Consider the following 19,600-nt stretch of genomic DNA (forward strand, 5'->3'; position numbering starts at 1 on the left):
AGATCGATTGATCATATGTCTAGCAGCATGCTTCATTTGCTTGGGAACTTGACAACAACTATAATACGTATAGGTTAAAACAATAAACATCGGGTGTTATTTGAAAGGTTGATGACGACTTTGAATATATTCACAACGTTTATCTTTATGATTGTGATAGGCGCAGTCATTGGAGCAGCAACAAACCATCTTGCGATTAAAATGCTTTTTCGCCCTTATAAGCCGTATTACTTATTCGGGAAACAGCTTCCTTTTACACCAGGGCTCATTCCGAAAAGAAGAGACGAAGTAGCCAAGCAAGTTGGTGTCATGGTGATGGAGCATTTGCTCACGCCAGAAGGTATTCAAAAGCGATTTGAATCATCGGAGGCAAAGCAAGAAATCTTACATACAGTCCATCGATATATTGACAAAGGCGCTGAAATGGAGATAACAGTGCTATCTTTGCTTGAAAGCTTCGGCGTATCACAGGCTGACGTCAAAGCAGATGAATGGATCCATGAGTGGTCTGATCATAAGCTCAATTCACTACTTGAAAATTATAATGAGCAAACTTTATCTGAATTGCTTCCGCTAGATGTGGAAAACAAAATATCTTCAAAAATTCCAGATGCAGCAGATTATATTTTAAAGAGAGGGATTCATTATTTTGAAAGTGAGGAAGGAAAATCAAGACTCGGTAATATGATTGATGATTTCTTAAAAGAAAGAGGAATGCTCGGCAGTATGGTCCAAATGTTTCTAGGAAATTCAAGCTTAATTGATCGGGTACATCCTGAAATCATCAAATTTTTAAGAAACGCAGAGACAAAAAGGTTTTTATCAGATTTGCTTGTTCAAGAATGGGACAAGGTGAAGCAGTTCTCTCTACATGAGCTTGATGAAAGATGGAATGTGAAGGAACTTATGTTTAGCGTGAAAAACCAATTGCTTTCTCATTTCTCAACAAAGCTGATATTAGACAAACCAGTTGGTGCATATGTCAGTGCTGTAGCGGATGATCTTAAAACACACGTTGCACCAGTACTGATTCAAAAGGGGATCAGTGCGGCATCAAATGTTTTAGAGGATCTGCTTGCAAAGCTGCAATTTGAAGACATCATTCGTGAACAAATTGAACTTTTCCCGCTAGAAAAAATGGAAGAGCTTGTCGTCAGTATTTCCAATAATGAGCTCAAGATGATTACATTCTTAGGCGGTCTTTTAGGCGGATTGATCGGCGCAATCCAAGCAATATTTGTCACGCTATTTTAAGACAGACTAGAGAAATTTTGATGAATTCATTGTATATATGTGAAACGAAAGCCATAGTTTGTTATAGTGGAGTGGTGTCCGCCGATCATATCGGTGATAACGGATAGAAAGGAGACATAACATGTCTGTAAATGTTTATGATGTTGCATATGACCTTGAAAAAGCACTGCGTCATAGCGAAGAATATTCAACTTTAAAAAATCTTTATGATGAGGTAAACGCGGATGAATCCTCTAAAAGAATGTTCGATAACTTCCGTGACATTCAAGTAAACCTTCAACAAAAACAAATGACTGGTCAAGAGATCACACAAGAAGAAGTGGAGCAAGCTCAAAAAACAGTGGCACTTGTTCAACAGCACGATAAAATCTCGCAGTTGATGGAAGCAGAACAACGTGTGAGTGTTCTCATCGGAGAATTAAATAAAGTGATCATGAAGCCTCTTGAAGAGCTTTATGGGAATCCAGAAGAAAATTAATGAAAAGGGCGATGATATTCGCCCTTTTTTTATTTCACATGTTCCCTGTCCAACTTTTCAAAAAAAGGTTGTCGAAGCTCATAAATTTTGCGATAATACTTATATTGAAAGTGCTTTCAAATGAGCGCTCTCATGGGACAATTGGGTGCGTTTCACTTGGGATTTATGGCGATTAGCCAAACGAGAGAGAAGCGCTTCTGGGAGAAACACAAAGCATAAGGGGATCTGATATAAGCAATGCTTTGGTGTGTGAATGATAAGGGGATCATGGGGAGCTTCATCACCTCATTGTGACGCATCCAAACCATACATAAAAAAAAGCCTAGGGGTAGGCTTTTTTTATTTGCAAAAGATTCATAACACACAGGGCTCTTTCAACTGCATGTTCTAAAGCACCAAGCTAGGGCATATCCTCATCGTAAGTACAGTCATCAAGAAGGGGGATGCCTCAGTGTCAAAAAAACTACTTGCACTCAATATAGATGGAACGTTACTTCGTTCCAATGGAAAAATCCATTCCGCTACAAAAGAAGCTGTGGAATACGTGAAGAAAAAAGGGGTTTACGTGACGCTTGTCACCAACCGGCATTTTCGTTCCGCACAAAAAATTGCCAAGGCGTTGAAGATTCCAACGTCAACCCTTGTAACGCATAGTGGTGCATTTATCGCGAATAAACTCGATGAGCCGCTTCATGTGAAGAAACTAACGGAAGAAAAAACATTTAATCTTGTACAAATTCTTGAAAGCTTTGATTGTAATGTTCGCTTGCTGCATGAAAAATTCTCGATTGGCAACCGGAAAAAAACGCAGTCACAGCTGATGGGAAAGACGTTGATTCATCCATCTGATCCAATTTTCTATCCCGTGCAATTTGTTGAATCGCTAAGTGATATGCTGATGGATGAACCGGTCAGTACACCAGTGATTGAAGTATATTCAACGGCAGAGCTGCAGCCTGAAATTCACCGAACCATTCAACAAGCTTTTCCATCTGTCGATCTTATTCGGATCAGTGATGAGAAAATGAATATTGTATGCAAAGGCGTATCGAAAGAAGCGGGGCTTTCTCTTTTGACCTCAGCATTAGATTTGACTTTAGAAGATACGGTGGTCATTGGGCAGGGAACAGATGACATCGCAATGCTTGAATTGGCTGGTTTAGGCGTTGCGATGGGAAATGCACCTCATTCTGTTAAGCGTAAAGCCGATTGGGTGACACGTTCGCACGATGAACAGGGAGTCGCTTATATGATCAAAGAATACTTTAGAATGCAGCAAAGAGAAGGATTCTTACATCAATTCGATATTAAACGATAATATAGGCGAAGGCCCTGTCAATCAAGAAATGGCAGGGTCTTCAACTGTTCCAGTCATTGCTTTTCCTACATAGATTTTGTAAAATGAAACAAGTTTGAAGATAAAGGTGATATGATGCGAATTTTAATTAAAGGGCTGTCAGATGAACGATTTCATCGCCCGCTTGTCAATATAGCCAATTTATTTGAAGAAGATAGTGAAGTGCTGTTTGATCCAGATGAATTGCATGATGGACTAGTCATGGAGTTTAGCTGGAAAGAAGAAAATGGAACGGTGGAGGCATCTGGTCACATCGCTGGATTAGACATCACTAGTCGTTTTTCGCGAGACGTCCCAGACGGCTTGAATGACAAGGAGCGCTGGAAGCAAATCAAAAACACAGTGCTGTCTGTTTATTTACATCTGCTACAGGAGCACACAGGAATGACGCAAAAGTGGGGTATTCTTACAGGGATACGTCCTACAAAATTACTTCATAAAATGCTGAGAGAAGGTATGACAAAGGAAGATGCGCATGCCGCGTTAAAGCGTGATTATTTGATTCATGATGAAAAAATCAATTTGATGCAGGAGATTGTTGACCGTCAGCTTCAAGCGATTCCTGACCTGTATGACCTTCAGCAGGAAGTAAGTATTTATATTGGTATTCCTTTCTGCCCAACAAAATGCGCTTATTGCACGTTTCCTGCTTATGCGATTAAAGGACAAGCTGGAAGAGTGGGAACGTTTTTGTTTGGTCTGCATTATGAGATGCAAAAAATTGGGACTTGGCTAAAAGAACATGGGATCAAAGTGACGACTGTTTATTTTGGCGGAGGTACGCCGACGAGTATCACTGCAGAAGAAATGGATTTGCTGTATGAAGAAATGTATCGCTCGTTCCCTGATGTGAAACATATACGGGAAGTGACTGTCGAAGCAGGACGTCCTGATACGATTTCGCCTGATAAGCTAGAGGTGCTAAACCGATATCATATTGACCGTATTAGTATCAATCCACAATCGTATGAGAATGAAACACTGAAAGCCATTGGCCGGCACCATAGTGTAGAAGAAACGATTGAAAAGTATCACTTATCAAGACAGTATGGCATGAATAATATTAATATGGACTTAATTATTGGTTTGCCGGGAGAAGGGCTAAAGGAATTCCAGCATTCCTTGCAACAGACTGAAGAACTTAAGCCTGAATCGTTAACTGTGCATACACTCTCCTTTAAAAGAGCGTCTGAGATGACGCGCAATAAGGACAAATATCAAGTAGCTGACCGAGAAGAGATCACACGTATGATGGATGAAGCGGTCGCTTGGACGAAAGCACATGACTATCATCCTTATTATTTATATAGACAAAAAAACATCTTAGGAAACCTTGAAAATGTCGGGTATTCATTAGATGGACAGGAAAGTTTGTATAATATCATTATTATGGAAGAAGTGCAGACAATCATTGGGATTGGATGCGGTGCTGCTAGTAAGTTTATTGATCCACGTTCAGGAAAAATTACGCAATATGCCAATCCAAAAGATCCAAAATCATATAATGACCGTTATGAACACTATACTGAAGAGAAAATTCAGTTTCTTGAGTCATTATTTGTTCCTCATGTTTAAACACTGCGGTGACGCAGTGTTTTTTTCATTTGTAAAAGGGTATATAAGTGATAAAAAGTTAAAGCAGGTGTACATATGATTGATGTGATCGGAATTGGGATTGGGCCTGCCAATTTAGGTTTGGCGGCTTTGTTAGCGGAGTATGAAGATGTTTCATGCTGTTTTTTTGAACAGGAGACTGAATTTGCCTGGCATCCTGGTATGCTGATCAAAGGAACGGATTTACAAGTCTCCTTTTTAGCTGATCTTGTGACGATGGCGAATCCAAGGAGCAGATATACATTTTTAAATTATTTACATGAATCAAATAGACTTCACCGGTTCTATACATTTGAACAGTTTGACATTCCGCGAAGAGAATTCAATGAGTATTTGTCATGGGTCGCAGGTGAATTAGATAGCTGTCAATTTGGCATGAAGGTAGAGGAAGTGACGGACTGCCAAGGTGGTTATCTTGTGAAAGTCCGGCGATTGAAGGATGGATCGCTTTCTGAGTATCAGGCAAAGCATGTCGTGCTCGGAACAGGGAGCAAACCGATGATTCCTGTCGATGTGCCTGCTGCTGCACTGCCATATGTGACCCATAGCAGCCGGTATTTAGAACAACAGAAAGAACTTCATGAAGCTGAGGCGGTGACGGTCATTGGCTCTGGGCAGAGTGCAGCCGAAATCTTCTTAGACCTGCTTCAGCATCACAAGAAAGGGCAGCAGCTATCTTGGTTTACGCGATCTAGTGAATTTAGAGAGCTGGAGACGGCTGAGCTTGGTCAGGAGCTGTTTACACCAAAGTACGTTGAATATTTCCATTCGCTTCCTTATGAAGAACGAATGAACACATTACCTAGGCTGACTGGATTAAGAAATGGGATAGATGCATCGACACTCTCACGCATTTATCAGGAATTGTATCATCGGTCTGTTTCAGGCGAAGAGCCATCTGTGATTATTCAGCCAATGACCGAGCTTGAAGCCATACAGGTGGAGGAGAATCAGTCCCTGAAGCTACACCTAAAGCAGTGGCAGTTAAAGAAAAAAAAGAATATAACAGTAGATCGTGCTGTATTGGCTACAGGGTATACACCGAATATCCCGGCATGGTTTAGTGCGTATGAACCTTTAATTGAATGGGAAAGTGAAGAGCATTTTAAAGTGACAGAAGACTTCAGGCTTGTGTTCAAAGACAAGCGTCCGCATCATTTCTTTACATTCACGCACCTAGATCACTCTCATGGAACAGCGGCGACCAATTTAAAACTATCCATCTACCGCAACCAGAAAGTGATTCAAACCATTCGCGGGGTCAAAGAAGCGCCAGTTAAGCAAGAAACAGCCTTTCAGCAATTTGAATAAGAGATAAAAAGGGCCCCAAGCATAGGGCCCTTTTTCATTAGATTCGTTTCTTTTTTCACTTTTGGCTTTTCTGTTTGCCATTTGAACACTTTGTTCAGAATTTGATAAATTCGCTTAGATTCCTTCGTCACTAGTGGACCTAATATCGCAAGGATTAAGACGTACAATGCAGCAAATGGCTTTAAGGTAGCGGCAAGTCCGCCCGCAATACTCCCAGGAAGATCATTTTCTTTCATATTCATTTTATCCCTCCAAATATGATAGGTTGTGATTTTCATATCGTAATACGGATGAAATAAAATGAATCAGTATGGATCATTTGATTGACACATGATGGGGATCGCACACTTCATTTTCAAAAAACGTAGATCAATCGATAACGCAGCTGATGGAGCAGGCTTTAGAGGGAAAATCTTTGAATCAGCCAGTGATAATCTGTTCTTTAATAGAATAGAATGCCTTATCAACCATCCTCCCCCTTTCATCATCAATTTCTTTCCTCATTTACTATATAAAAATATATTTTTTGTTTCAACAATTATGCTTATTTTGGTATCAACTGATCTTGAAATTTTTTACGCAGAGGAAAAGGGATTATTCGGGTTGAAATGGAAGTAAGTTGTGTGTTTAAAAGAAAAGGGGGATGCATGATGACATATATCAATTGTCAGCTAGACGGGGATATTTTTGAAATCGTTTTCAACAGACCAGATGCTTACAATTCATTTCATGTGGACATGTTTGCTGAATTCAAAGAGGCATGTGATGCGGCGGAGGAAAGTAGTGCAAAAGTCGTTGTGATCAAGGGTGTGGGAAAAGGATTTTCAGCAGGCGGAGATATTGGCATGATGCTTAAGCAGGAAAGTGAAGAAGATTTCCATCGTGTGATGGATCTGATCGAGGGGATTACGCTTTCTCTTGCCGGTATGAAAAAAGTGACGATTGCTCTTGTCCACGGGTCAGCGGCAGGCCTTGCTTTTAGCTTTGCTTTAAGCTGTGACTACTTGTTTATGCATCATGATGCAAAGCTCGCCATGAATTTTAATGGAGTAGGCTTAATACCAGATGGCGGAGGACACTTTTTCCTTACAAAAAGAGTCAGTGAACAAACCGCGAAACAATTGATTTGGAGCGGACAAAAGCTTCCTGCTGAAGAAGCGCTAAAGCTGGGCCTTGCAGACGGCGTGTTTCAAGAGGAAGTCGATGCGTATCAAAAGGTATGTGTGAAGCCGTTTATGAACATGCCGCTTCAAGCATTTATCGAGACAAAGCTAATCTATTTCCAGCAGTCAGAATCACAGCTATTAGCCGTTCTTCAAAAGGAGAGGGCAGCACAGGCAAGGCTGAGGCAAAGTCATGATCATAAGGAAGGCATTCAGGCCTTTTTAGAAAAAAGACGACCTGTGTTCCAGAATGTATAAACGGATGTGATGCCGGCGAATGCCGGCTTTTTTAACGTTCAAATAAAAGCAGCTTGCCTGCATCATCAACGAGCCGATGAGAATGCTTCGTGTATTGCTGTTCGATTAAGCGATGGCGACCTAATTCCTTTGCCTTTTCATCACTATCCGTTGTGATTTTTTCATTTAATAAAGTCTCACCCGATGGGTCAAATACAGTTAAAAAGTATGTCTTCTCCATTCCTCATCTTCCTTTCCTCTACTTGTCTATGTAATTAAACAAGGAATAAGATAAAACCTCTTTTTTAGCCCTTAAAAATGTGTTTTTTAGAATGAGAGTGATAGAACGTGCATTCGCAAAAATGGCATGATAAAATATGGACAATGACAGTATCGGACAAGGAGATAGACGTTTGACTAAGCTCACCTTTATTCATGCCGCAGATTTACATTTAGACAGTCCATTTGCAGGAATGTCGAATATCCCTAGCTTACCCTTTAAGCGGCTCAAAGAAAGTACATTTCAAAGTGCGAAGAATATGTTTGATCTCGCCATTGCTCGAGCAGTAGACTTTGTGCTGCTGAGTGGAGATTTATTTGACGAATCCAACCGTAGCCTGAAAGCACAGCTGTTTTTAAGAAATCAGTTTCTAAGACTGCAAACTCAAGGGATTGAAGTCTTTATTATTTATGGTAATCATGATCATTTAGGCGGTGAATGGACACCGATTGAGTGGCCTGAGAATGTGCACGTTTTTTCAACCAGTACCCCAAGTGAGCGATCCTACTATAGAGGAGATCAGCTTGTCGCAAGTATTTATGGATTTAGCTACAAGGAGCGTGCTGTCTATGAAAATATGACCTCACATTACGTCAAAACGACAGATGCTGCCTTTCACATTGCGATGCTTCACGGTACATTAGCTGGACAAGAAGGTCATGACGCGTATGCACCTTTTCAGCTTGAGCAGCTCGTTTCCCGAGATTTCGATTATTGGGCGCTTGGACATATACATAAGAGAGCCCTTCTGCATGAAGACCCGTTGATTATTTACCCTGGTAACATGCAGGGCAGACATATAAAAGAAACAGGAGAGAAAGGCTGTTACGTTGTTCAACTCTCCAAGGATTCTGCGACAGCGGAATTTATGAGCTGTGCAGATGTGATGTTTGAGACACTTGCAATAGACATCACAGAGACGGTTCATATGACGGATCTTGTGATACTTGTGGATAACAAAATCAGTGAACTGAAAAAGGATGGCGTCCCTCATTTTGTGAAAATTGAATTGACGGGTGAGGCACCACCTTACTTTGAGCATACGCAGCTTGAGTTGGTTGAGGAGCTCATGATCGTTCTTCATGAACAGGAGGAAGATGAAGATGTATTCGTTTGGGTGATCTCGATTGATTGCCGAACAAATGAGGATGTCGCCTATCCAGAAGATTCTTTTTTAAAGGAACTCACTGCTGAAATTTCACAGTTTGAGGCATATGAAGAGCTTCTATCACCGATCAAGCGTCACCCAACCTATAGAAAGTCAGGCAAAACTCTCACAAAAGAGGATGAGGTGGATATAAAAGAAGAAGCACAAAGGCTGCTGACAGAACAGCTAAAGCAATTATGAGAAAAGGAGAGGCACAATGAAAATACGTTCACTCCATATCGCCCATTTCGGGAAATTTTCAAATCGGACCTTTCACTTTTCTGATGACGGTTTTCAGCTAGTTTACGGCCTGAATGAATCGGGGAAAACGACATTGAAAACGTTTATTGAATCGATGTTATTTGGTTTTCCGAAAAACAAGATGTACAAGACGAAACAGGGTTCTTTTTATGGCGGTTCCCTCACTTGCCAAGATGACGAGTTAGGCGTTATTCACATTGAGAGAACATCCGACCGCGGTGGTCAAGCACAGGTGTTTTTACCGAATGGTGAAGTGAAAGACGAAGCTTTTCTACAGACACTTTTAAAGGGAACGGATCGCAGATTATATCAATCAATCTATTCATTTGATGTGTTCGGACTGCAAAATGTCCAAGCCTTAAATCAGGATCAGATAGGTGAATTTCTACTTTTCTCAAGTTTATTTGGCTCAGATGCAGCCACCAAGATGGATAGCAGGCTGCTAAAGCAGCAGGAGCAGCTGTTTAAACCAAATGGCCGCAAGCCTGAATTAAACCAGCAGCTTGATCATTTAAAAGAGCTAACAGGTCAGCTGAAACAAGCGAGATTGATAGAAGGTAGCTATACCGAAAAGAAACGGGAGCAATCTGAATTAACGGAGACGATCGAAAAGCTTCAAAATGAAATGAAGCAAGCAGAAGAACACCTTCAGAAACTGACTGAATCCATTCAAGTGTATCCCATGATTGAGAAAAAAGTGGACTTGAAAAAGGAATTAGCCCGCTATCCAGACCGGGTCAAACGTTTTAGAGCAGAAACAGAGCATGAGCTGGATAAACTAGAATCACACCTTCACCCGAAAAAGGCTCAATTGACTGCACTGAAACAGAGGTTAGAACATTTGCAAACCTCACTCGTACAAGTTCAACCGCTCTATGACAAGGATACCTTAATGGAGATGAAACGATTTGTAGATGAAGCATCTAATGCTGAGCTTGTGAAAAAGCGCATAGCAGAGTGTCGAGCAAACCGTGATTCATTGAAACAAAAAATCGACGAAGCGGTAGCAAAGCTAAAGTGGGATCGCCCGATAAAGCTCGAACAAATCGACGATTCGCTTGAATTTGAGTGGGAATTAAAGGAGACTGTCACTCAATACGTCCGTCTCATGGACAGAAAGGCGCAGTTAGATGAACGATTTGATCACGCAAGACATGAGCTGGACGAAGCAGAAGCCGCTTTAAAGGGATTAAAGGAACAGCAAGTGAGACTGCACGGAACAGAAGATGATGCGAAGGGGACAAGAACGAAAAAGAAACCGATTCATTCCCTGTCGTGGTTATTCCGAGGCTTGATCGCATTTGATGTGGTGTTTCTGTGTGTTCTATTCTTTTTAACAGAGTGGTGGATCACGCTCTTGTTTGCGGGATTTTCTGTTTTTCTCTTCTTTGTCATTTACTCATTCAGTCAAATGAGTCCTATGAAACAAAGAAGCGGCGAAGACGCCTTAGATTCCTTTCAAGTGCAGGCAGCTTCAGCTGAAACACTTATGAGGCAGAAGGAGCTGCTGTACGAAAGAATCATCCGGCAATATGAAGACTGGGAGCTAGAGCTAGAGCCTGTCCAGCAGCAAGTAGAGGAAAAGAAGAGACAGCTTGGCTTGTCGTCTGAGCTTTCTTTCCTAGTAGAGGCCTTCCATATTCTAAAACAATTAAAAATGAATACAGCGGCATATGAGGAGCTTCAGCGTGAAATAGATGTGCTCTCCGATCAGCAATCGATTTATGAGCGCAAGGTTTCAGCGTTAAGCAGTCTCCTTCAAAATAAGGAAGGAACTATTCAGGAGAATATTTCAGCCTTTCAAGAGATATTGAAAGATGAGGCGAAAAGAGAAAAAGAACGCCAGACATTACATGTATCCATTCAACATGCGATGCAGCAGCTCTCGACACTAGAAGGTGAAATTCAATATTACGAAAAACAAACTGACGAGCTTTTTCGTCAAGTAGAAGCAGAGTCCAAAGAAGATTACCAAGTGCTTTCTCATCTATCGAAAGAATACCGGAAACGGCTTTCTGAGCTGCAGCAGCTGAATCAAGAGCTTCATAGAAGCGGTTGTTTTGATGAGGAAGAATGGATTGTTCATAAAGGACTACCTCTCCTTGAGGAGGAGTGTGCAGAAGCAAAGCAGCACCTTCATGACGTTCAATTGAATGCGGAGAATATGGAAAAGCGTTTAGCAGAACTAGCGGTGGAAATCCGGCAAATAGAAGCTTCTGGAACAGTGTCTGATTTGACTCATCAGCTTGCCGCAGAGCAGGAGCATGCGAAGCACCTTGCAAAAAAATGGGCGGCCATTCAGCTTGTCCGCTCCGTCATACGAGAAAAATTGAATGAGCATAAAGAAACAAGGCTGCCTGCATTGCTTCAAACAGCCTCTAGTTTTATTCAACCGTTAACAAATGATCGTTATGAAGCGATTTTATTTTCACCTGAAGATGACTTGCTCATGGTGAAAAGAATGGATGGACGAATATTCCGTCCTGAGGAGCTTTCACAGGCAACGTGTGAACAGATCTATCTGGCGATTCGTTTTGCGCTTGCTTTGTCTCATCAGCAAGATTGTCAGCTTCCGTTTATGATGGATGACAGCTTTGTTCATTTCGATCACGTTCGTCTAGGCAGAGTGCTGGAGATGATGGACGAGCTCACACGCTTTGAAACACAGCTGTTTTATTTCACCTGTCATGAGCATATGAAGCAAGCAGCAGAAGATGGACAGGTTACGAGTTTAGTTGTTGAATGATTGACAAATAATGACTTATGTTATACTTATATGAGCAGAAACATGGAAGGAGCTTTTATTGAATGGCTAAAGGGATCATGACCTATGATGTCGGCGAACAAGTTGACCTGCATTTATTAATTAAATCATCTACTAAAGGGATTGCGAGTAATGGCAAACCATTTTTAACGTTAATTCTTCAAGATCAAAGTGGAGATATTGAGGCGAAACTATGGGATGCGAAGCAGAATGATGAACAAACCTATGCCGCACAAACCATTGTGAAGGTAGTAGGCGATATTCATCATTATCGCGGGAGGAATCAGCTGAAACTTAGGAATATACGCCCTGTTGCTGAAAATGAGCAAATTCGAATCGATGATTTTCTCGAAACAGCTCCTATTCCAAAACATGATATGATGGATACGATTATGCAATATATCTTTGATATGAAAAACCCTAATATACAGCGTGTCACAAGACATTTGCTGAAAAAATATGGACAGGAATTCGCTGACTATCCAGCAGCGACAAAAAACCATCACGAATTTGTCTCTGGTCTTGCTTATCACGTAGTGTCTATGTTGCATTTGGCTAAATCAATTGTGGATCTATATCCATCACTAGATCGAGATCTTTTATATTCAGGCATCATTCTTCATGATTTAGGAAAAGTCAAAGAGCTTTCAGGCCCAGTCTCAACCACCTATACGGTGGAAGGGAATTTAATTGGTCATATTTCGATTATGGTGACAGAAATTGCGAAAGCTGCTGAAGAGCTTGGCATTGATTCAGAAGAAATTCTGATTCTACAGCACTTAGTACTAAGTCATCACGGCAAAGGAGAGTGGGGCAGCCCGAAACCACCAATGGTGAAGGAAGCCGAAATTCTCCACTATATTGATAATTTAGATGCGAAGATGAATATGATGGATCGTGCGCTTGAGCATGTGAAGCCAGGAGAATATACAGAACGTATTTTTGCGCTAGAGAATCGTTCATTTTATAAACCAACCTTTCACGAATAACCATGTCAAAACGTCCGCTTATGCGGGCGTTTTTTTCATAACTTGTCTTCTTCTCGCATAAGCATGTAACACAAAGGAAGAGAGCTGTTCTGAAAAAAAGGAGGCGATGAAAAAATGTTGTTTTTTCCATGGTGGGTGTATGCATGTATCATTGGCATTATTTTCTGTGCGTATAAATTAATGACAACGGCCAAAGAGGAGCAAGAGATTGATCAATCCTTTATTGAAAAGGAAGGAGAAATTTTTATCGAGCGAATGGAGCAAGAAAGAGAGCGCAGACGACAGGGGCAGCAAATGAAAAGATCCCAAGATACGGCGGCACAAGAAGATCACTCGATTGCTTAATCAGGTGATATAAAAATCCCTCTGCCCGATCACGGCAGAGGGGTTTTTTGTGATTATTGGTTTTGTTGTGGTTGTTGATTTTGTGCGGGTTGTTGAGACTTTTCTTTGAATGTGTTTTCAAGTTCTTTATCTTTTACTTTCACATCGGCATCTTTCACCAATTTGTTTAAGATCGTTTGGATTTCATTTGTGTCTGCTTGTTTTTGATTAAGTAGTTCTTTTTTCAAGTCTGCTTTCATGTCATCGTATTTACCGCGTTCTTCGGTCTTTTTAATGATATGGTAGCCAAATTGTGATTTCACTGGTTTGCTGATTTCATTCACTTTTAGTTTAAATGCAGCTTTACTGAAGTTCTCGTCCATTTGACCTTCTTTTGCGAACCAGCCTACATCGCCGCCTTGTGCAGCTGAAGCGGTATCAGTTGAATATTCAGACACAACAGCATCCCATTTTTCACCTTTATCTAATTTCTTTTCCACTTCGTCAGCTGTTTTCTTATCAGCTACTAAAATGTGGCTTGCGCGGATTTTCCCTTTTAGGTCATCGTAATACGCTTTTACTTCTTTATCAGTGATTTTGATGTTAGCTTTGGCAGCCTTTTGAGTCAGCAGCTCATATTTCACTTGATCTTTGATGTAATCTTTTCCGAATTCATCTTGAAGTTGTTTTAAACGATCTTCACCAAGTGTCTTTTTATATTCTTCCATTTTCTTATCAATTTCTTTATCAGATACTTTGTATTTGTCAGCAAGAACCTTTTGTTGAACAAGTAGATTTAAAGCATCTCCACCTGCTTGTTTCTTAAGAGTCGTATAAAGCTCTTCTTTTGTGACATCTCCTGATTTTGTTGTTGCGATGACATCTTTATCACCGCTACTGCATGCGCCAAGAGTTAAAACACTAACTGCTGTTACAGCTGCTAAAGCCATTTTTTTCATTCAAAAAACACTCCTAATCTTTCCAATTTATTTATCATTGCTTGTATCATAACATATTGTGACACGCTGTAAAAAGAAATGCAAATGGGAGGGCATTCGTCTAGTCAAAAATTTGCGCGCTACATACACATATAGTGATCACAAAAAGGAGGCTGAATTATATGGGAGCAGGATATTCTAATGGGTTTGCTTTATTGGTCGTGCTATTCATTTTGCTGATCATCGTTGGTGCAGCATATCTTTATTAATTAAATCGCTGTGACAGAAAGGAGCCGTCCTGCCATGCGTGCGGGCGGTTCTTTTTTCAAACGATGACAGGTGCCTAAACGTTTTCAATTTTATAGCATACACTGAGCTTAGAACAGAGGAAGAACTGGCAGGAGGTGTTTTTTACATGGGAGGAGAAGTCTTCGCTGGCGGTTTTGCACTAGTCGTCGTGTTATTCATCTTATTGATCATTATCGGTGCATCTTGGATTTGCTAATTAATGAATATACACAAAAAGCTGCCCTCAAACTGGCAGCTTTTGCTTTGATCTTAAATAGATATGGTAATTTCAACAAATGATGAGATCAGTAAGATCAGTATCGATACATTGATAAAGCGAAACACCTTATCTTGCCGTTCTTCAGGAATCTCTCTGACAAGGCATAATGTATTAGTAAGCCTGTTTATTGAATACACAATAAACGCGGCAAAGACGATGAAGTAAAATAAAACTATCGGAGATCCCCCCTCTCTATGCTATTCCCATACTACATTACCAAATTTTTTATGAAAAAGATAGAAGTTGGCTTTAAAAACCTCATGATGAGGATGTTTGGTCAACTAAAATATCAAACTCGTCTTGGGCTTGATCGATGATGCAGGATTTAGGTGCTTTGAGCAGTTTCCATGCAAATAAAAAGTCAGGCAAACAATAGCCTGCATGAATACTTGCGATGATGATAAAATAGTGTGCATACATAGGAAAAGCCACACCTAACACAAAGTAAACCGGTGAAATCACACAAAATGGACTGAGAAGTGAATAAAGCATGATGTTCTTTGGTACACGCTGCCAGCAATTGCGTTTAAATAGCGTCATTTTTTTCTTGTTTTTCATCACTGGGATCAAGTGAACCACGCGGTGGACAAGCAATGTCACAAGTAAAAGCATCGCAAAAAGCGGTGCGTTGTGACTGCTTAGTCTCGTTTCAGGATGAGTCAGTTGAAAACATAAAAAAGCCGTAATGAAAAAAAGTATAGCAAGACTTATGGCTGAAATCAGCAGTCTTGTATAACCATAATCCTTTTCAAGATTAATGGTTTTCCAACAATTCATTTTTCATCCTTCCAATCTTAAAAAACTAATTGAATATCTCAAGATAATTTACTCTTCCTGAGGATAAAAATCAATGGTTTTCATGAAAAAAAATAAAATGTTGTGTTCACATGGAATAAAGAGAGGAAACTTTGGATTTTTCAAGAAAAAAAGACAGAAGAGGGAGGTTCGTCTCTTTCGTCAATGAGTAATTTCGGCTAGAATAGAAAGACTAAGAGAAAGAGGGAACGTACATGAGTATTGAGGAACGAATGAGCCAGCTCGAATATTATATGGAACTTTTGCTGACGGCGACCGATATGAGCCGTTATCCATATTATGCATTATTGATCAGGCAGCGGGTATCGAAGGAAGAGGCGCAGGAAATTGAGCGTATTTGTGCTGAGCTTTCAGAGGAAATGGACAAGCAAAAAGCACAAGGCTACGTCATGTTTGACGATATGCTTGCGCTTTTTGCAGGACAGTTAATTGAAAAGCTGGATGTGCATGAGACGATATTTGCATTGCGTGATCAAGGGCTGTTTCAGCCGTTAATGAATGAATTTATAAAGATCATTAAACAATTTGATTTGCTTTATTAGCCGCTTTTTCTGCTGCATCAGCTGAGTCTTCAAGTTCCTCAGGTTTTTTCGTGACTTTTCCTCGCTCATCCAAAAAGTCCTTCTCAATGTTTGAAAACGATTTCTCAAAAATCTCCATGAAGTCCTCACCATAGATGTTTCGGATAATACACATCATTTCTAAAATCTCAGGGAACTTTCCGTAAATGTCATGAAGCGGCTGTGCACCTTTGACAATACCAGTTCGTGCAGGGTCATAATCTTCGAGTAGTTTATGGAATGTCTCTTCGCCTTTTGGCGTTAGCTCAATATACGTATTGCGTTTATCGTTTAACTTTTTAGAAAATTTTAAAAATCCTCGTTCCTCAAGTTTCTTGGAGAAGTTAAACGCCGTTGATACATGCATGACGCCAAACTTTGCAATTTCTGATATTGAAGCTCCTTTTAATTGATACGCAATCCACAAAATATGATGTTCATTGATATTTAGGTTATACGGTTTGATCCACTGCTGCCAGTCCTTTTCAATGGATTTCCAAAGAGCTTTGCTCAATTGGGCCATTCTTTGACTGAATAAAAGTGCTTCTTTTACATCGAAAGGCTTTTCCGAATGATTCATCCATTTCACCTACTTCTCTTTTTCTTGTAATTCTATTATGCCAATAAAATAAAGATTAATAAAGCTGAAAATTCAAGAATTTTTAAAACTCATGAAAAACATTGACAAAATAACCTTTTTTCAACAAAAAAAGTGCGGGATACGCACCCCGCACACTTTTGTAAACGAATATTTTTTCTTGAGTATATTAGTTTTGTAAGGTTTTCTCCAGTTGCTTGAGCTTTTCCTCAATTTCCTGAATTTCCTTTTGCAAGTCCTGCTGGTGAGGCTTGATTTCTTCACGCCATTGCTGAATCGATGTTTGTAATTCAGTTCCGACTTCTTTAATGACCTCTGCGCTTTCTTTTGCTGTTTCAACAATTTGCTCTTTTAAAGCCTGTCCATCTCTTTTTAATCTTGTCAGCGTATCTTCGAATTTGTCATAGCCATCTTTCATCTTTCCGCGCACATCTCTGCCAGAAGAGGGAGTCGTCAGGAGCACTGCCGCACCTCCGAGGAGACCGCCTACAAATAATCCTGTTAATAAAGAACGTCCACTAGCCATTCAAATCACCTCTAGTCAAATTTTACACATTCGCATGTTCTCTCTGAGCTGACGATCAGCTTCATTGAACTTCCATACATAGCTTGCTTTATTTTAGCATACTTTTGAAGAAAAGGGAGGGGAGAAGGTTGTCTGTCTTTCTGTTCGTTTTTACGTGTATCGGTGTCGTTTTTATAGGTGGTTCTATTCATTATGCAAGACAGCTGGGGTATGCAGGGTCTTATCCGCCAAAACATGTATTAAAGCAAAAAGCACTTGTGTGTGCGGCAGGTGCAGGAATTTCGCTCCTCATTTTGCTGCTGACCCTTTTTCTTTTATAAAAGTATGAAAAAAACCTCTTCATCTATTATGAAGAGGTTCGATTATTTGTTAAGCAACTTCTATCATTCTTGCACGTCTGAGAATGGACTGAGCAATTGGGAAGACAAATACCATGGCAATGGTATTAATCACGGCTGCTGGCAGGACGACGCCTACAAGAAGTGCCGGTAATGCAGCTGGCAGTCCAGTGATCAGTAATGCGGCAGATAGGAAAATCACGCCGGATACGATGGTTCCAATCGCAGTTAACACAGCGGTTAGCACTACTTTGTTCTTTATCTTCATGCAAGATAAGAAAAGGGCTAAGAAGATAAAGGCTGTTACTGGTTTATCAATCATATTCGGAATTTGTCCGCCTGGGAAACCTGTTGTTAATGCAGAAATGGCGCCTGTTACGAGGGCAATAACCACTACATGCTGTACCTTTGGGAAAAGGATGATGCTTAAAAACATCATAACCAGCATCATATCAGGTTTCATTCCGAAAAAGATGGGCGGGAAAATCGTATGCAAAACAGCTCCCATTGCTGCAAGCAATGACATAATGACTAATTCTTTTGTTTTCATTTCTATGCTCTCCTCTGCTAAGCTCTTAGAACTCTCCAATAATATGGCTCATCATTTATTGCAAGAGTCATCACTTTATATTTCTCGTTATTATAACAAATTTATTTCTCTATAGAAAAGCTTTTTCACTCATTTTCTTGCTGGAACTTTTTCATAAAGTCCGCAAGCTTTTGGCAGTTTTCAATCGATACCGCATTGTAAATAGATGCTCTGCATCCACCTACAGAACGGTGGCCGGCAAGTCCAACCATTTGTTCCTGCTTTGCTTTCTCTACAAAGGAAGCAGTGAGCGCATCATCACGAAGGGTAAATGTGACATTCATATGCGAACGGCTGTCAGTGCGTGCGTGTCCTTTGTAAAAACCGCCGCTTTGATCAATTGTGTCATAGAGAATGCCTGCTTTTTGTTCATTGCGTTTTTCCGCTGCTTCTACGCCGCCAGCCTGTTTAACATGCTCAAGGACAAGAGACAGCATATAAATCGCAAAAGTCGGTGGTGTGTGATAAAGAGAGCCAGCTTTTGCGTGTGTTGAATATTTTAATATTTTCGGTGTGCTGCTTTTCTCTTTTTCTAATAAACGTTTGCGCGCGATCACAATCGTGATACCAGAAGGCCCTAGGTTTTTTTGTGCCCCAGCATAAATGAGATCAAATTGAGAAACATCGATTTTTTTGCTGAGAATATCACTGGACATATCCGCAATGAGCGGTAATGATGTACAAGGGAACGTTTTCCACTGAGTGCCGAAGATCGTATTGTTTGATGTGATGTGTAAGTAAGCGCCATCTGTTAAACCGGAGGCATCTACTTCTGGAATATACGAGTAGTTGTCGTCTTCACTTGAAGCAAACACAGATGTTTCACCAAACCCTTTTGCTTCTGATAATGCTTTTTCTGACCAAGCGCCAGTTTGAATGAAATGAGCCGTTTCGCCTTCATGTAAGAAGTTCATCGGAATCATCGCAAATTGAAGGCTAGCTCCGCCCTGTAAAAAGAGGACTTCGTAATCTTCAGGAATGTCCATCAGTTCCACCAACAGTGCTTTTGCCTTATTGTGGACTTCTTCATATTCACCGCTGCGATGAGACAGCTCCATCACAGACATCCCAGTTTGTTTAAAATCAACAAGTTCTTCCTGTGCTTTTTCAAGCACTTCTAGCGGCAGTGCCGCCGGACCAGCATTAAAATTCGTCGTTCGCTTCATCACAATCTCTCCCTATTTCTCGCGTTAATGGATCAAAAGATAAAACCATCCTATCACAAATTTGAAGCAATTGGACAAAAAATTTGAATCGTTTTAAATATCTTACTATTAAGAGATGGAGGGGATAAAAGGGGGGCAGAAATAAGAAAAACCTCATCTATTAAGATGAGGTCAGCGTGTAGACAAACCCTCGCATTCGTTGTCAGTTCTGCGCGCTGGTGCTCACGAATGTCAAATTCGCTCTGCTTCGGTGCTCGTCCTTCCTAGACTTCAAAGGTTTTCAATCACGCTGAAAAGAAGACAAAGGGCTAAAATAAAGATC

The 19,600-nt window shown here is 40.5% G+C and carries 22 protein-coding genes and 1 pseudogene; 14 read left to right on the forward strand and 9 right to left on the reverse strand.

Annotated elements, in window-relative coordinates; translation table 11 throughout:
• The first annotated feature begins 120 nt into the window (after positions 1–120).
• From MHB83_RS09875 to MHB83_RS09895, 5 genes are all read left to right on the forward strand, one after another.
• The gene (locus tag MHB83_RS09875; protein WP_342496281.1) at positions 121–1,254 is read left to right on the forward strand and encodes a DUF445 family protein; all 1,134 of its coding nucleotides are present in this window, start codon (positions 121–123) and stop codon (positions 1,252–1,254) included.
• A 121-nt stretch (positions 1,255–1,375) separates the two neighbouring features.
• Positions 1,376–1,732 (forward strand): YlbF family regulator, encoded by a 357-nt coding sequence (locus tag MHB83_RS09880; protein ID WP_003211109.1) that lies wholly within the window; start codon positions 1,376–1,378, stop codon positions 1,730–1,732.
• Between the two features lie 451 nt (positions 1,733–2,183).
• On the forward strand, positions 2,184–3,050 hold the full coding sequence (locus tag MHB83_RS09885; RefSeq protein ID WP_050945401.1) for a Cof-type HAD-IIB family hydrolase: 867 nt from the start codon (positions 2,184–2,186) through the stop codon (positions 3,048–3,050).
• Between the two features lie 114 nt (positions 3,051–3,164).
• Positions 3,165–4,664, forward strand: coding sequence for a coproporphyrinogen III oxidase (locus MHB83_RS09890; RefSeq protein ID WP_137054841.1), 1,500 nt, complete (start codon positions 3,165–3,167; stop codon positions 4,662–4,664).
• Positions 4,665–4,739: 75 nt separating this feature from the next.
• Positions 4,740–6,014, forward strand: coding sequence for a SidA/IucD/PvdA family monooxygenase (locus tag MHB83_RS09895; RefSeq protein WP_268458979.1), 1,275 nt, complete (start codon positions 4,740–4,742; stop codon positions 6,012–6,014).
• Here the strand turns inward: MHB83_RS09895 and MHB83_RS09900 are convergent.
• Positions 5,999–6,223: pseudogene (locus tag MHB83_RS09900) on the reverse strand (hypothetical protein); the annotation flags it as partial. The gene MHB83_RS09895 and the pseudogene MHB83_RS09900 overlap by 16 nt on opposite strands.
• 438 nt (positions 6,224–6,661) lie before the next feature.
• On the opposite strand from MHB83_RS09900, the gene MHB83_RS09905 reads away from it, so the two are divergent.
• Positions 6,662–7,435 carry an enoyl-CoA hydratase gene (locus MHB83_RS09905; RefSeq protein WP_137054839.1) on the forward strand — a complete coding sequence of 258 codons (774 nt, stop codon included), beginning with the start codon at positions 6,662–6,664 and terminating at the stop codon, positions 7,433–7,435.
• 31 nt (positions 7,436–7,466) lie between these two features.
• Here the strand turns inward: MHB83_RS09905 and MHB83_RS09910 are convergent, their stop codons facing one another.
• Positions 7,467–7,655: a YhzD family protein gene (locus tag MHB83_RS09910; RefSeq protein ID WP_003210963.1), complete on the reverse strand. Its 189-nt coding sequence runs from the start codon at positions 7,653–7,655 to the stop codon at positions 7,467–7,469.
• 172 nt (positions 7,656–7,827) lie between these two features.
• On the opposite strand from MHB83_RS09910, the gene MHB83_RS09915 reads away from it, so the two are divergent.
• The 4 genes from MHB83_RS09915 to MHB83_RS09930 all read left to right on the forward strand — a co-directional run bounded on the left by MHB83_RS09915 (position 7,828) and on the right by MHB83_RS09930 (position 13,200).
• Complete coding sequence (locus MHB83_RS09915) at positions 7,828–9,042, forward strand: DNA repair exonuclease (protein WP_212046112.1); 1,215 nt, start codon at positions 7,828–7,830, stop codon at positions 9,040–9,042.
• A gap of 16 nt (positions 9,043–9,058) precedes the next feature.
• Complete coding sequence (locus tag MHB83_RS09920; RefSeq protein ID WP_342496282.1) at positions 9,059–11,848, forward strand: AAA family ATPase; 2,790 nt, start codon at positions 9,059–9,061, stop codon at positions 11,846–11,848.
• Between the two features lie 62 nt (positions 11,849–11,910).
• Entirely contained in the window at positions 11,911–12,855 is a 945-nt protein-coding gene (yhaM, locus tag MHB83_RS09925) for a 3'-5' exoribonuclease YhaM (RefSeq protein ID WP_003211952.1), read from the forward strand.
• A gap of 114 nt (positions 12,856–12,969) precedes the next feature.
• Positions 12,970–13,200, forward strand: a complete 231-nt coding sequence (locus MHB83_RS09930; RefSeq protein ID WP_003211592.1) for a sporulation YhaL family protein — start codon at positions 12,970–12,972, stop codon at positions 13,198–13,200.
• A gap of 53 nt (positions 13,201–13,253) precedes the next feature.
• Here the strand turns inward: MHB83_RS09930 and MHB83_RS09935 are convergent, their stop codons facing one another.
• Complete coding sequence (locus tag MHB83_RS09935; protein ID WP_003211354.1) at positions 13,254–14,138, reverse strand: peptidylprolyl isomerase; 885 nt, start codon at positions 14,136–14,138, stop codon at positions 13,254–13,256.
• 161 nt (positions 14,139–14,299) lie between these two features.
• On the opposite strand from MHB83_RS09935, the gene MHB83_RS09940 reads away from it, so the two are divergent.
• Positions 14,300–14,386 carry a YjcZ family sporulation protein gene (locus MHB83_RS09940; protein ID WP_008361129.1) on the forward strand — a complete coding sequence of 29 codons (87 nt, stop codon included), beginning with the start codon at positions 14,300–14,302 and terminating at the stop codon, positions 14,384–14,386.
• A 146-nt stretch (positions 14,387–14,532) separates the two neighbouring features.
• Positions 14,533–14,622, forward strand: a complete 90-nt coding sequence (locus MHB83_RS09945; protein ID WP_017360317.1) for a YjcZ family sporulation protein — start codon at positions 14,533–14,535, stop codon at positions 14,620–14,622.
• 53 nt (positions 14,623–14,675) lie between these two features.
• Here MHB83_RS09945 and MHB83_RS09950 read toward each other — a convergent pair whose 3' ends face one another.
• Both MHB83_RS09950 and MHB83_RS09955 read right to left on the reverse strand, forming a co-directional pair.
• Positions 14,676–14,861, reverse strand: coding sequence for a hypothetical protein (locus MHB83_RS09950; RefSeq protein ID WP_072368131.1), 186 nt, complete (start codon positions 14,859–14,861; stop codon positions 14,676–14,678).
• A gap of 82 nt (positions 14,862–14,943) precedes the next feature.
• Positions 14,944–15,462, reverse strand: a complete 519-nt coding sequence (locus tag MHB83_RS09955) for a DUF3267 domain-containing protein (RefSeq protein ID WP_003210901.1) — start codon at positions 15,460–15,462, stop codon at positions 14,944–14,946.
• Between the two features lie 233 nt (positions 15,463–15,695).
• Here MHB83_RS09955 and MHB83_RS09960 point away from each other — a divergent pair, with 233 nt between their 5' ends.
• Positions 15,696–16,043, forward strand: a complete 348-nt coding sequence (locus tag MHB83_RS09960; RefSeq protein WP_050945394.1) for a YhaI family protein — start codon at positions 15,696–15,698, stop codon at positions 16,041–16,043.
• Here the strand turns inward: MHB83_RS09960 and MHB83_RS09965 are convergent.
• Complete coding sequence (locus MHB83_RS09965) at positions 16,018–16,641, reverse strand: HTH-type transcriptional regulator Hpr (protein WP_050945393.1); 624 nt, start codon at positions 16,639–16,641, stop codon at positions 16,018–16,020. The genes MHB83_RS09960 and MHB83_RS09965 overlap by 26 nt on opposite strands.
• A 187-nt stretch (positions 16,642–16,828) precedes the next feature.
• Positions 16,829–17,185, reverse strand: a complete 357-nt coding sequence (locus MHB83_RS09970) for a YtxH domain-containing protein (RefSeq protein WP_007497160.1) — start codon at positions 17,183–17,185, stop codon at positions 16,829–16,831.
• A 128-nt stretch (positions 17,186–17,313) separates the two neighbouring features.
• Here MHB83_RS09970 and MHB83_RS09975 point away from each other — a divergent pair, with 128 nt between their 5' ends.
• Complete coding sequence (locus MHB83_RS09975) at positions 17,314–17,505, forward strand: hypothetical protein (RefSeq protein WP_342496283.1); 192 nt, start codon at positions 17,314–17,316, stop codon at positions 17,503–17,505.
• Between the two features lie 49 nt (positions 17,506–17,554).
• Here MHB83_RS09975 and MHB83_RS09980 read toward each other — a convergent pair whose 3' ends face one another.
• Entirely contained in the window at positions 17,555–18,073 is a 519-nt protein-coding gene (locus tag MHB83_RS09980; protein ID WP_003212065.1) for a tryptophan transporter, read from the reverse strand.
• A 125-nt stretch (positions 18,074–18,198) separates the two neighbouring features.
• A complete protein-coding gene (serC, locus tag MHB83_RS09985) occupies positions 18,199–19,278 on the reverse strand; it encodes a 3-phosphoserine/phosphohydroxythreonine transaminase (RefSeq protein WP_342496284.1) in 1,080 nt (359 codons plus the stop codon).
• Positions 19,279–19,600: the final 322 nt, after the last annotated feature.

Origin of the sequence: Bacillus sp. FSL K6-3149 (assembly GCF_038630515.1) — a bacterium.
Lineage (GTDB): Bacteria > Bacillota > Bacilli > Bacillales > Bacillaceae > Bacillus > Bacillus pumilus.